Annotated in this window: 9 protein-coding genes and 2 pseudogenes; 5 read left to right on the top strand and 6 right to left on the bottom strand. The window is 37.7% G+C overall.

Annotated elements, in window-relative coordinates; genetic code table 11:
* Together MW695_RS21800 and MW695_RS21805 are read left to right on the top strand one after the other, a co-directional pair.
* Positions 1-118: pseudogene (locus MW695_RS21800) on the top strand (IS30 family transposase); the annotation flags it as partial.
* 437 nt (positions 119-555) lie between these two features.
* A complete protein-coding gene (locus MW695_RS21805; protein WP_247107571.1) occupies positions 556-1,005 on the top strand; it encodes a DUF5946 family protein in 450 nt (149 codons plus the stop codon).
* A 912-nt stretch (positions 1,006-1,917) separates the two neighbouring features.
* Here the strand turns inward: MW695_RS21805 and parC are convergent.
* The 3 genes from parC to MW695_RS21820 all read right to left on the bottom strand — a co-directional run bounded on the left by parC (position 1,918) and on the right by MW695_RS21820 (position 6,910).
* A complete protein-coding gene (gene parC, locus MW695_RS21810; protein WP_247107572.1) occupies positions 1,918-4,344 on the bottom strand; it encodes a DNA topoisomerase IV subunit A in 2,427 nt (808 codons plus the stop codon).
* A gap of 2 nt (positions 4,345-4,346) precedes the next feature.
* Positions 4,347-6,335, bottom strand: a complete 1,989-nt coding sequence (parE, locus tag MW695_RS21815) for a DNA topoisomerase IV subunit B (protein ID WP_483299877.1) — start codon at positions 6,333-6,335, stop codon at positions 4,347-4,349.
* 161 nt (positions 6,336-6,496) lie between these two features.
* Complete coding sequence (locus MW695_RS21820; protein WP_247107579.1) at positions 6,497-6,910, bottom strand: CoA-binding protein; 414 nt, start codon at positions 6,908-6,910, stop codon at positions 6,497-6,499.
* 88 nt (positions 6,911-6,998) lie between these two features.
* On the opposite strand from MW695_RS21820, the gene MW695_RS21825 reads away from it, so the two are divergent.
* Positions 6,999-8,294, top strand: coding sequence for a DUF2254 domain-containing protein (locus MW695_RS21825; RefSeq protein WP_247107573.1), 1,296 nt, complete (start codon positions 6,999-7,001; stop codon positions 8,292-8,294).
* 51 nt (positions 8,295-8,345) lie between these two features.
* Here MW695_RS21825 and MW695_RS21830 read toward each other — a convergent pair whose 3' ends face one another.
* Together MW695_RS21830 and MW695_RS21835 are read right to left on the bottom strand one after the other, a co-directional pair.
* Positions 8,346-8,813, bottom strand: a complete 468-nt coding sequence (locus tag MW695_RS21830; protein ID WP_247107574.1) for a small multi-drug export protein — start codon at positions 8,811-8,813, stop codon at positions 8,346-8,348.
* A gap of 81 nt (positions 8,814-8,894) precedes the next feature.
* Entirely contained in the window at positions 8,895-10,409 is a 1,515-nt protein-coding gene (locus tag MW695_RS21835) for a carboxypeptidase M32 (protein WP_247107575.1), read from the bottom strand.
* A gap of 120 nt (positions 10,410-10,529) precedes the next feature.
* Between MW695_RS21835 and MW695_RS21840 the strand changes: the two genes are divergently transcribed.
* Positions 10,530-10,850: an iron-sulfur cluster biosynthesis family protein gene (locus MW695_RS21840; RefSeq protein ID WP_247107576.1), complete on the top strand. Its 321-nt coding sequence runs from the start codon at positions 10,530-10,532 to the stop codon at positions 10,848-10,850.
* A gap of 399 nt (positions 10,851-11,249) precedes the next feature.
* A pseudogene (locus tag MW695_RS21845) lies at positions 11,250-11,402 on the top strand (transposase); the annotation flags it as partial.
* Positions 11,403-11,509: 107 nt separating this feature from the next.
* Here the strand turns inward: MW695_RS21845 and MW695_RS21850 are convergent.
* Positions 11,510-14,106, bottom strand: a 2,597-nt coding sequence (locus MW695_RS21850) for an isopeptide-forming domain-containing fimbrial protein (protein WP_247107577.1), incomplete at its 5' end; no start/stop codon positions are given.

Raw genomic sequence — 14,106 nt, forward strand, 5'->3', positions numbered from 1 at the left:
CATTACTGAAGAAGAACTAGAGTTAGCCTTATATTTAATTAATCATCGACCAAGGAAATGTCTTGGCTGGAAAACTTCACACGAAGCATTTTGGGAAGAAGTGTCGCAGTTAGATTGACAAACCGTCGTATAAATAAAATAATAATATCATTAGGAAAGGTGCTTGGATTGGGGAGAAAAAAAGGGGGTAGTGTGGGAAGCCCACATAATGTGCCCAAACAGTGTTTATAAAAGAGCATACGAAATATAAGGCTATTACTTTGAAAATATACGTTATAAAAAATATAAAAGGCTGTTGTAGATGTTTTTTCATAAGCTTCCCGAATTTATTAAAGATAAAGTGAAAAAATGTACTTTAGGTAATGTGGGTACTGGAATAACAAATTATTGAGCAATTATTTTCAATTATAGGGGCATAAGTTTAAGAGATATTGCAACGGAAGTTTCTATTGTTGTTGAACGAAGCGGGATATTGATATTAAATAGGTATGGACCTTTACGTAGCGTATAAGGGTAAAATAAATACATACTTATTTTGTGAAGGGATTGATTGCTATGGTTGATAACAATATAGTAATGGAATCAGAAAAATGCATTGAATGTGGGGCTAGTGAAATAGATGGTTATTCATGCTTTGAGATGTTTCAATTTCCTTTGGTTTGGGAACATAACGACCCCCAATTATATGATTTACATTTTTGGCTTGTTTCTTGTTATATGATTCAACATCCATCCAACTATACAAAAGATGGCTATGAAACAATGATAAACTTATTTATAGGGGCTTATGACAATAAGTGGGACATCGATTATATACTTAGGAAAAATAAAGAACTCGTTTCAAATGTTACTAAAATAACAAATCCACTACCAAGCAATGAAAGGAAACGTGTATTCAGGAGATGGGCAATGACAATTGAAAATATTTATAGTGGTGGAGAAAATAATGCGATTAACAACATCAATTTGTGGAAAGAAACAATAAGAAAAGACATAAAAATATAAAAATGTACTATTTCACTAAATACGTGATTGTTGCTGCATAGTACAACTACACTGTGAATAGACTAAACCCATCTAAGAGACGATTGCAGCATTAATTGTGATTGTCTTTTTCTTATTTGACTACATACTACGCAATAACGATTTACATAAATATGGGAAATATGAACAATAATTTATTATCTTCTGGTATGATTTTAGTATGAAGAATTGCGACATTGTGAAGTTATTCACTTAAACTAACGAACAGGATCATTCAAGAAGGAAGAGAGACCGAAAGTGCTTGTGATAATATAACCAGGAATTATTTATATTAAGGAGTATAATTATGGAAATAAAATATGGAAGTTTAGTACCCGACAAAGATTCTATTGAAATGCCTGTGAAAGCTTTGGTCATAGGAGATTAATAGACCAGAATAGTTTAAGCAAAATAACCAAAAGTATGAGAAAGAAAATATTAATACGATGATAACTAAAATACTTATGCGAATTATATTAAATTAATATAATGAGAACCCATTGATAAAAACAGGTCAATAATGGGTTCTCATTATTTAGTTCTTAATTATCCTGTCTAAATAAAATGTTTTTGAATTTTTCATTTTGTACAATGAAGAGAAGGAGAATATTTTTAAATATACGTTACTTCTATCTAGTTTACATAATATATATTATCGGAACCAATGAAGTGATATTCTTTCTTGTATCAAAAATCAAGTATACGTATTATATTGAGACGAAAACAAAAAATAATAGTATACATCGTTTTTTTAGTACCTTTATTTAGTCTAGCGATGGCTTCACACGTTACTCGCAATGATTCGTTTCATTTTTTCACTCCTTTGTTTTAAGAATGAAATTTAATTTGCAGAAAATAAACCGAGATCGTTAAACCTCGGTTTATTTCAATGGATCATGTTCGGTATTTGATCACATCGATGACGTCGCCTGTTACATTAGCATCTATCAAAAAGGAGCCATTGCTGTATCGATCGCTCTTACGAAGCAGCTTTGGATTTATTTCCTCTCTAGTTCCTTTTTCTGTTAACAAAGCATAGGCTACTGTATCATCCTGACAAATCTTAATACATGAAACGACTCTATGAGGGTTTGATTTTAATTCTCTTAATAATGTTAAGCCCCTTTTCGCTCTGCTTGATTTATCAAATTCACTTATTGCTACTTTCTTAGCTGCTCCACGATGCGTGACAATTAAAAATTCAACATTTTCATCGAGTGTAAATAATTCAGTATTAACGACATAATCATTTTCTTTTAAGCTAATCCCTTTTACCCCAGCTGCCCGTTGACCAACTGCATTTACTTCCGACTCACTAAACCATAATCCGTAACCTTGATGAGTAGCGATGAACAACTCTTGTTCGCCATTTGTTTTAAACACGGAAACGACCTCATCGTCAGCTTTCAATTTGATTGCCATAAGTGGTTTGGAGTAACGCTGTGCTTGGTATAGTGATAGCATTGAACGTTTAGCCATACCATTACGTGTAATAAATAACAACGAAAATTCATCAGTAAACTCTTTTATTGGAATTGCAGCAATAATTTTATCTTCTCGGTCAAGCGAAACGATGTTTGCGACATGCTGCCCCATCTCTTTCCAACGGACATCTGGAAGCTCATGTACGGGAATATAAAGATAATTCCCTAGTTTAGTGAATAAGAGCAATGTGTCGGTTGTGTTCATTTCAAAGTAATCAATTAAATGATCACCTTCCTTCAAAGTCGGCAGTTCACCATTTGAGGCAGAATAGGAGCGAATACTCGCACGTTTAACATAACCATCTTGTGTAACACTTACCATAACATCCTCTGAAGCAATTAAGACATCCATATTTATTTTAATTTCTTCGATTTCTTCTTTAATTTCTGTTCTTCTGACATCAGCGAAGTCTTTTTTAATTTTATTTAAATCTTTTTTGATAACTCGAATAAGCTTTTTCTCACTTGCTAAGATCGCTTCTAATTCATGTATACGTCTTTCAAGATCGGCTGCTTCTTCTTCAAGTGTTGTAATATCAGTATTTGTTAATCGATAAAGCTGTAAATTTACGATTGCTTCAGCTTGTAGCTCAGTAAATTTGTATTGAGCAATTAAATTATTCTTTGCGTCTTTTTTATCGTTAGAAGCACGAATTGTTGAGATAACATCATCTAATATCGAGATAGCTTTCATCAGACCTTCAACGATGTGTTGACGGTCTTTCGCTTTTTCAAGGTCATATTGTGAACGTCGTCGAATGACTTCTTTCTGGTGATCAATATACGCCTGAATCAGCTCTTGAAGTCCCATTAGTTTAGGTGCTTTTCTTGAAATGGCCACCATGTTGAAGTTATATGTAATTTGTAAATCTGTATTTTTAAACAGATAGTGCAAAATAGCATTTGCATCCGCTTCTTTTTTTAATTCAACAACGATTCTCATACCCGTTCGATCTGTATCGTCACGAACCTCAGCAATCCCGTCTACTTTTTTATCAAAACGAAGCTCATCCATTTTCTTCACTAGATTCGCTTTGTTTACTTCATATGGGATTTCCGTAATCGTAATTTGTTCCTTGCCACCTTTTAATTGCTCAACCTCTGTTTTAGCACGAACGACTACTTTTCCTTTACCTGTTCGATACGCTTGTCTTATGCCATCTAATCCTTGTACAATCCCACCAGTAGGGAAATCAGGCCCTTTAATAATGGTTAGTAAATCTTCTAAAGTTACGTTCGGATTTTCCATCTGCATGATAACCCCATCAATGATTTCACCTAAGTGATGAGGTGGAATATCAGTTGCGTATCCAGCTGAAATTCCTGTTGATCCATTGACAAGTAAATTTGGAAACATTGCAGGAAGAACAACAGGCTCTTGCTCAGAATCGTCAAAATTTGGAATGTAATCAACTGTATTTCGATCAATATCACGTAATAATTGGGAAGCGATTTTCGATAATCTCGCTTCTGTATAACGCATAGCAGCTGCAGGATCACCATCTACTGAACCGTTGTTTCCATGCATATCAATTAAAATGTTTCGTACTTTCCACTCTTGACTCATCCGAACCATTGCATCATACACAGATGAATCTCCATGAGGGTGGTAATTACCGATTACATTCCCGACCGTTTTCGCGGACTTTCGGAACGGTTTATCCGCTGAATTCCCTTCCTTATGCATCGCATATAATATCCGACGCTGTACAGGCTTCAATCCGTCACGGGCATCAGGTAATGCACGCTCCTGAATAATATATTTACTATATCGGCCAAAACGATCGCCGATAACTTCTTCTAAAGGAAGATCTAAGTAACGCTCTGTTTGTGCCAAGCTTACTCCTCCTCAATAATAGCTAAATTTTCGTTTTCCAAAATATTTGACTCTTCTTCAAGTCCGAATGCGACATGTGACTCAATCCACTTACGGCGTGGCTCCACTTTATCACCCATTAACGTAGTCACTCGTTTTTCAGCACGAGCCGCATCTTCTAATTTCACACGTATTAATGTTCTAGTTGTTGGGTCCATCGTTGTTTCCCATAGTTGAGTTGCGTTCATTTCACCAAGACCTTTATAACGCTGTAGCATATAACCACGACCAACACTTTTAATTTTCGTATCTAATTCTCGCTCGTCCCATGCGTACTCCACTACTTCTTTTCTTCCACTACCTTTACTAACTTTATATAGTGGGGGTAAGGCAATATACACTTTGCCATCATCTAAAAGTGGTCGCATATAACGATAAAAGAACGTTAATAGAAGCACCTGAATATGAGCTCCGTCTGTATCGGCATCTGTCATAATAACGACTTTGTCATAATTGACATCAGTGAGATCAAAATCAGAACCGACTCCAGCTCCAATGGTATGAATAATCGTTCTGATTTCTTCATTTTTCATAATATCTTCAAGCTTTGCTTTTTCCGTGTTAATTACTTTACCTCGCAACGGCAAAACAGCCTGAAATTTTCGGTCGCGGCCTTGCTTAGCAGAGCCTCCCGCGGAATCCCCCTCAACTAAGTATAGTTCATTTCGTTTTGGATTCTTTGATTGAGCGGGAGTTAATTTACCACTTAGCAATACATCTTTCCTTTTGCTTTTTTTACCATTACGAGCATCTTCACGAGCTTTACGAGCCGCATCACGTGCTTGTGCTGCTTTTATCGCTTTTCGGATCAACATTGTACTAATGTCAGGATTTTCTTCAAAGAAATAAGATAGCTTTTCAGATACGATTCCATCAACGGCAGAACGCGCCTCAGGAGTACCTAATTTACCTTTTGTTTGTCCTTCAAACTGAAGCATTTGTTCAGGTACTCGAACTGAAACAATTGCTGTAAACCCTTCGCGTATATCTGAGCCATCAAGATTTTTGTCCTTCTCCTTAAGGAGCTTTACTTTACGAGCGTACTCATTGACGGCACGAGTCATCGCTGCTTTAGCCCCTAGCTCATGTGTCCCTCCATCCTTCGTACGTACATTGTTGACAAAGGATAGGACATTTTCTGTATAGCCATCGTTGAATTGAAAAGCAAATTCGACATCAATATCATTTTGGTCACCAGAAAAAAAGACAACTGGACTTAACGTTTCTTTATCTTCATTTAAATATTCAACAAATGCTTCAATTCCGTTTTCAAAATGGAATTCTTGTACTGATCCTTCCCCACGTAAATCGGTTAATTTAATCAGTAATCTCTTCAATAAGAAAGCAGCTTCCCGTAAACGTTCTGTTAACGTTTCACTGTTATAAGTAGTCGTGCTGAAAATAGATGAGTCTGGTTTGAAATGAATGGTTGTTCCTGTTTTTCTAGTGTTTCCAACCCGCTCTAAACCGGTAACAGGTTTTCCCCCATTCTCAAAGCGCTGCTTGTAAATATGACCGTCTCGTTTAATTTCAACAACTAACCATTCAGATAATGCATTAACGACAGAAGCACCTACACCGTGAAGTCCTCCACTTGTTGCATAACCGCCTTGTCCAAATTTGCCCCCTGCATGAAGGACTGTCAAGATGACTTCTGGTGTAGGCTTTCCTGATTTATGTATCCCAGTAGGCATGCCTCGGCCGTGATCAGAAATAGAGACACTCTGATCACGGTGGATCGTTACTTCGATTGAATCACCAAACCCCGCTAAGGCCTCATCTACTGAATTATCAACAATTTCATAAACGAGATGATGAAGCCCTCTAGCGTCCGTACTACCGATATACATACCGGGTCTTTTACGAACAGCTTCTAATCCTTCTAATACTTGAATTGATTCATCATTATATTCCATCTGATTCCTTACCAAATTGTGTACTCCTTTCACCATGCTACAAAAATATTGTAGCACACACGAACAAATGTTTCCATAACCGTCACTACGTTGCCTTATCTATTGTAGCGGTTATTTCATTATTCGCAAACACTTTTTAAATTCCTGCATAAATATTTCATGAAATCTTAATATTGTTTGAAATAAATACATGTTCACTATTGGTGTCTAGCATATTCCACTTTAATACAGCGATTCATAATTGTGAGTATTTCTTGATCTTTTAATAATGAATATGCTTCTTCATTTTCAATACCTAATTGCGCCCAAAAGGATTTTACTTTGACATTAATAGCCTCTTTGGCGATTTCTGGTAAGTATTCCTCTCTTCTAAATACATTCACAATATCAATTGTACCACTTATTTCTTTTAATGAGGCGACCGCTTTTACCTCTAGTGCTTCTTCAATTGTCGGATTAACAGGGATAATCTCAAATCCTGCATTTTGCATAAATTTTGCTACTTGATAGGATGTTCGTTCAGGGTTGTTTGACAAACCTACAACAGCTATCCTTTTACTTTCTTCCAATAGTTCTTTTATTTGTATATCGGTTGGGTTTTTCACTTTTATCACTCCTAAGTTAATATTTTAATCATTATTTAACCGTTCTTTCCAAATACTAAACAAAACGGTCTCTCAAATATGGAGGAAATGAAACATGAAGGCGATCAAACCAATCCTTTTCTTAAGAAATCATTTCTGGTTTATACCTGCTTTATATGGAACAATTTCCGTGGTATTAGCCATTGCGACCGCATTATTAGATCAATTTCTTCACATTCATCTGTTTCTCATTAATAAAAGCTTAGCACAATCGCTATTAAGTACAATAGCCTCTTCTTTATTAACGATGACAACGATTTCATTTTCGACAATTATGGTTGTACTTACAACATATTTATCACAATTTTCACCGAGAACGATGCAAGACTTCTTAACAGATATCAACACACAGCGTATTTTAGGCGTATTTATCGGTGGCTTTTTATACTCCTTAATATTATTATTATTGCTTCAAAACGATAAAGGAGATTATTTTATTTCTCCGATATTTGCTGTATTTTACGCAATGATTTGTGTCGGATTCTTTGTTTTCTTTATACACCATGTCGGTAAGTGGATTCAAGTAAGTAATTTAATGCACCATATTACATCCAAAACCATTCATGCTGTTCATCAATATTATGAGGATGAAGAACTAACGACTCGGGATGAACCGTGGAAAGATTGGGAGAGTGAAGAAATTAAATTAACCGATCCGTTGTACATTCAAGCTAATCATTCTGGTTATTTACTTGTCATTGAAATTGATGAATTAATCGCTCAAGCAAGCGCTGATGATAGTATTGTGAAGGTAGAAGTTAGCTTAGGTGATTACATTGAAAAGGGAATGTCTTTACTTTCCTATTGGGGAAATCGAGATAAGGTGGACCATAAGCAATATAGAAAATCATTTCACCTTGCTGATGAAAGAGCGACTATTCAGGATATCGATTTTGGATTAACAAAGCTTGTTGAGATTACGTTGAGAGCACTCTCCCCAGGTATTAATGATCCGAATACAGCTATTAATGGAATTAAAGCTTTAGCTCGAATATTATCAACGCTAGCAAGTAAAAATTTACACCGTTCGTATTACAATGACGATTACAAAAGCTTAAGAGTCATTAATAAGCAAAGGAGTTTCTCAGATTACTTATATCGTTGCTATTATCAAATTAAGCATTACGGTATTGAGGATATTTCTGTCGTTGCTGCGATGATCGACTCACTAGCACTAATTGCATCACAAAACAATCAAGAGATTAAGCAATTAATTTGGGACTTCTCACAGTATATTCAACTAGCGATCCATTCAGAAACATTACTCGATTTAGATCGTTCATTTATTAATTCAAAATTAAAAAAGCTTGCGATTCAAACGAATCAATTTAATCATTTTAAACCACTCTAAGTAAAAAGTGACTATCTCACTATACACCATTAAGATAGTCACTTTTTACTTTTAGAATAACTCACGGTCTCGTGTATTAAACAAATCAAAGCCTAAATGGGCAAGAATAGCTGCTAAGACACACCATCCGATTAAGCTAAACGTTAACCAATAGGTGACCCCTCTTTTTGTACCACCGAAGCTTAAGCTCATTAAAGCTGTAATATGACTACCTACGATTAAGGGGCCAATAATAGCAAGCCCAGGTAATCCGTACTTTTTCCAAATACGTTCGGCTCTTTGCGAACGGCGCTCCGTTGACTTTTTGGAAGCTTTTTTATTTTTTCGCCATTTTTTTATTTGCTCAATAAAGATAATAATAAAATAGACGGTTAGTAAATTGCCAATTAATGCGATAATCGTCACTTGTACAGCCGGCATACCTGCAAAGATGGCAAATGGTATGACTATAACTGCTTCTAATAATGGAATAGCTGATAATAGAAATACAAGTGTATACATCCAAATTAATTCTAACATGTTCATTCACTTCCTTATATTCGTGGAAATGAATATAACATACAAATTGAAAATAAGACAATCTAAAAGCTCTGTTTTAGATTAAAATTGGTATAAGCGACGGTATTTTTCGTTTAAGTACGATAAAAGAGGCTGTGCGTTAATGCCGTTACCCGTTATGCCTTTAATGATTTCAGCTGGCTTTTTCGTTGCTCCATGGTGATGAATATGCTTTTTTAACCATTCATGAATCAATGTATAATCTCCTTGGCTAATATATTGATCAAATTGAGGAAGGTCACGAACAATCGCTTCTTTCATTTGTGCAGCATAAATGTAGCCAAGTGCATAGGATGGGAAGTAACCGAATGCACCGAAGGACCAATGAACATCTTGAAGCACACCCTCCCCATCATGAGCAGGCACTACACCCAAATACTCTTTCATTTTCTCATTCCAAGCTTCAGGCAAGTCCTTTACTTCTAAGCTCCCCTCAATTAACGATTTCTCTAATTCATATCGTAGAATAATATGTAAGCAATAGGTTAATTCATCACTTTCAATTCGAATAAGGGATGGCTTTGACTCATTAATGGCAAAGTAAAATTGCTCTAACGAAACATGATCGAACTGTCCGTTTGAATGCTTCTTTAATACTTGATAATTTCGCTCCCAAAAAGAATAATGCTTACCAATAAATTTCTCCCAAAATAATGATTGAGACTCATGTATTCCCATTGAAGTTCCATCACATAAAGGTGTACCTATTAACTCTTCAGAAATGTTTTGTTCATATAACGCATGACCACCTTCATGAATCGTGCCAAACAAAGCAAGCTTAAAATCGTCTTCTTTGTATTTTGTCGTAATACGAACATCGTTAGGATTTATTCCAATTGCAAAAGGGTGTACAGCTTCATCTAACCGTCCTTTGGAGAAGTCATAACCCATTTCATTCAAGATATCCATATTTAAATTCTTTTGTTGTTCTTTTGAAAATGCTCGATAAATAAAATCTGTCTGAGGCTGATTAAGAGATTCCGACACTCCTTTTACTAGCGGAATAAGTCCATCACGCAACTCGGAAAAAACGTGGTCAATTGTATCAATGAAAACGCCCGGTTCATAATCATCTAATAGTGTATTGTAAGGGTGTTCGTTGTATCCCCAATAACGAATAAACTTCTTTTTGAATTCAAGAAGCTTCTCCAGGTAAGGTCGGAACATGTCAAAGTCAGCTTGATCCTTTGCTTCTTCCCAAATTGATTCTGATTCAGCCTGTAACATCACGTATTGCTTATACTCTTCCTTTGGTATCTTTACATTTCGCTCATATTTCTTTTTGCATTCATCTACTGTCTTTTGAGTAATAATGGAGAGCTGGTTGTAAACATCCTTTTCTGTTAGCTTCTCAATGAAATCAGCCATTTGATTAGATGTTGATAATTGAAACACTTCAGTTGACAATGTTCCTATAATTTCTGAACGTTGTTGCACTCCTTTTTTGGGAGCCCCGGTTCTAGAGTCCCAAGCAAGTACTGAAAGAGCTTCATTAAAATCTTCTATTTTCTTAACGTACTCCCTAAATTCTCTTTCTACTGCTTCAATGTTTGACATTGTATCACTCCTTTTTTATCCTATCATTACTTTCGATGTAAGAAATGAAATCCCTCTTATCTATGTAGAAAAGTTACGTATTGTATGGTAAGGTGGATACAGGTTAGGAGGAAGAAACCATTGCATTTAAAAATATCTAAAGAAGCTGCTTATTTATATAAAAAAGAAATTCCCCTTCAAGCTGGTGATTCCTTACGTTTATTTGTACGTGTAGGTGGAGTTGGGTCTGGAGGTTTTTCAGTAGGTGTGACAAAAGAAGAACCCCCTTCTAAATGTTTTAAGGTGATAAAAGAGAACATTATTTTTTTTGTTACTGAAGATGATTATTGGTATTTTGATGGGATGGAAATTAATTATCATGAGGATCTCGATTATGTTCAATTTAAACATTCTAGTTTTGACCATTTGGATCATCCAGAACAAGTAAAAATGACAAAATGAGGCTGGGACAAAACCCTCCTCTGAAATTTCACCGGCTTTCATTATTTCTTACTCTTTAAAGTAAGGGGCTGTCACAGGTTCGTTCCATTGCTCTTCTTTGAGTTACTAGAAAGGACCTTTTCAGTGCCCTTCTCGCTTTCCGCTCCATTCCATTATGAGAATAAGCCATCGTCAGAACTACAATATATATATAAAACAGCTTATTTTTTACAATAAAATAAGGACAACTTCTGACAAATTAAAGTTGCACACAAAATCTAATCAGAAGGAAGTGTCCTTATTGTACGCTCATTTCATTTCTAGATGAAATGAAACAAAATGACTTCAAGTTACCGAAACACATTGTCGCAGACGCAGGTTATGGTAGTGAACAAAACGAAAACAAGTGCCATCTATTGAAAACGCAAAATCGATTTGGAACCAGTTTTTGGATTCTTGAAGGCTAATTTGCATTTCACTCGATTTTCTGTCCGAGGAAAATCGAAGGTAGAAAGCGAGAGTGGGTTTGCGTTAATGGCGGTGAACTTAAGAAAGTTTACTTCCAACAGCTAGGGTAATAGAAGAATTTACACGCAAAATAGAAAAAGGTGAATTTGAGTACACTCAAATTCACCTTTTTCACTATTTGAAGCTAGTTATGTCCCAGGCTCTTCCTCGTCTTATTCTACACGTACTTTCTTCCTTCTCCAATACCATATGCCAGCTCCAACTACTAATAATATGAAGCCCATTAGGAAGATATTGAAGTTATTCGTTGCTGTATTTGGTAATGTCTCTTCTGGTTGCTTTGATTCATCACCTTTTTCTTCCGGCTTTTCTGGTTTTGGCTCTGGATTCGGTTCTGGCTGATGCTCCTCTGGTTCCTGTGGTGGAGGTGATGATTCCTTTTCCACCGTGATCGACTCAGATGGAGTTCCTGGTGTTTCCACATTGTCAGCCTCAACGGTTGCCACGTTTTCAATCGTGTTTCCTGATTGATCGCTTTCAATCGTTGCTTGGAACGTGATCATACGCCAGTCTGTATCTGACACATCACCAAAGCTTGCCGTAATGACACCATCTGCGTAGTCTCCTGTTCCTCCGTTGCTTACTTCAAGACTTCCTTCGACAAAGCGTAGTCCGTCTGGAAGAACATCGGAAAGGACAAGGTTTTCAACGACGCTATCTCCGACTGTATTACGCGCTTGAATCGTATAAATAACCGTATCCCCTGCATGGAAGTCTGCGTTCCCTTCTAGGTTCTCCGCTGTCTTTTCTGATTCCAATTTTGGTTCACGTGGATAGATGAGAACCACTTCGTGTGGCTGTTCCGGCTCGTCGATATTGTCTGCATCCACTGTTGCGATGTTTTCAATATCTTGACTTGCTTGCCCTTCACCAACTGTCACTTGGAATGCAACTGTATGCCAGTTCGTATCGCTGACATCGCCGAACTGTCCGACGATTTCGCCATCTACGTAATAGCCTGCATCCTCATCTTCTTCATCGGTGACGGCATCCCCATCGACCATTAATGTGCCAGGCACATATTCTAGGCCTTCTGGCAGTTCATCACGGATAATCAGATTTTTCACTAAACTATCCTCTACTGTATTACGAGCTTGAATCGTATACAGTAATGTGTCGCCTACTTCTGGATTTTCTGCATCTGTATTTCCTTCCGCTTTTTCCACTAGCTCGGCTTCTTTTTCCGATTCTAGCTGTGGCGCTTTAGGATCAACAGTGAGTGTATGCTCTGGTGTTTCTGGATTCTCGACATTGTCACCACTAATCGTAGCCACATTTTCGATCTCGTTTCCTACTTGACCAGATTCAATCACTGCTTGGAACGTGACGGTACGCGAGTCCGTATCCGTTACTTCTCCAAAGTTGGCGGTAATCGTGCCATCTTCATACTCGGCCGTTCCACCATGACTCACTTCAAGACTTCCTTCAACAAAGCTTAAGCCTTCTGGCAACTCATCGAAAATCGTAAAGTTTTCGACAACACTCTCACGTACGGTATTTCGTGCCGTGATCGTATAGATGACTGTGTCTCCAACATGGTACACTTCTTTGCCTTCTTCAAGGTTATCCGCTACTTTGTCTGAATCTAGGTTTGGTTCTCGTGGATAAACAAGTACTTCTTCGCTTGGATAATGAGGTTCGTCCACATTGTCCCCTTCGACTGTTGCGATGTTTTCAATATCTTGACTTGCTTGCCCTTCACCAACTGTCACTTGGAATGTAACTGTATGCCATTCCGTGTCGGTGACATCGCCGAACTGTCCGACGATTTCGCCATCTACGTAATAGCCTGCATCCTCATCGTTTTCATCGGTGACGGCTTCCCCATCGACCATTAATGTGCCAGGCACATATTCTAGGCCTTCTGGCAGTTCATCACGGATAATCAGATTTTTCACTAAACTATCCTCTACTGTATTACGCGCTTGAATCGTATACAGTAATGTGTCGCCTACTTCTGCATTCTCTTCATCGGTGTTGCCTTCGCCTTTTTCTATTAAGATTGCCGTTTTCTCCGATTCAAGCACTGGATCTTTCGGCTCCACTTCGATGTCCGTTGATGGTTCATCTGGTTCATTAAGGTTGCCCCCATCGACAACGGCGATGTTTTCAATCGTCTGCTCCGCATAGCCGGAGTCGATCGTCGCGTGGAATGTCACCGTCCGCCACTCGGTATCCGTCACATCACCAAAGTTCGCAGTGATCATTCCGTCCTCGTAGCTGCCTTCACCATCATGACTTATGTTCAAGCTGCCTTCGACATACGTCAATCCTTCTGGCAGTGTATCCGTGATCGTTAAGTGTTCAACGACACTTTCAGAGACCGTGTTCTGCGTACGAATCGTGTACACAATCGTGTCGCTTACTTCAAAGCGATCCTTCGATGCGTCTAGATTCGTCGCTGTTTTTTCTGACTCTAAGACAGGATGACGAGGGTAAATCTTCACTTCCTCTGACGGTCTATCTGGCTCATCGATATTGTCTCCATCGACGATCGCCACGTTTTCAATATCCTGGCTTGCCTGGCCTTCCCCTACAGTTACGTGGAATTCTAGCGTCTGCCATTCGGTGTCTATCACATTCCCGAATTGACCGACTACTTCGCCATCCGCGTAATGACCAGCATCATCGTCTTCCTCATCGGTGACGGCATCCCCGTTCACTCTTAGCGTTCCCGGCACATATTCCAACCCTTCTGGGATCACATCGGAGATGACTAGATTTTCAACTTGACTGTCTTCAATCGTAT

The sequence above is a fragment of the Halalkalibacter sp. APA_J-10(15) genome (assembly GCF_023017105.1).
Lineage (GTDB): Bacteria > Bacillota > Bacilli > Bacillales > Bacillaceae_D > Halalkalibacter.

Bases quoted from the DNA above. Each gene is read 5' to 3' on its own strand.
- MW695_RS21825 (WP_247107573.1), top strand. From the start codon at position 6,999: ATGAAGGCGATCAAACCAATCCTTTTCTTAAGAAATCATTTCTGGTTT.
- MW695_RS21835 (WP_247107575.1), bottom strand. From the start codon at position 10,409: ATGTCAAACATTGAAGCAGTAGAAAGAGAATTTAGGGAGTACGTTAAG.
- parE (WP_483299877.1), bottom strand. From the start codon at position 6,335: ATGGTGAAAGGAGTACACAATTTGGTAAGGAATCAGATGGAATATAAT.
- MW695_RS21805 (WP_247107571.1), top strand. From the start codon at position 556: ATGGTTGATAACAATATAGTAATGGAATCAGAAAAATGCATTGAATGT.
- MW695_RS21830 (WP_247107574.1), bottom strand. From the start codon at position 8,813: ATGTTAGAATTAATTTGGATGTATACACTTGTATTTCTATTATCAGCT.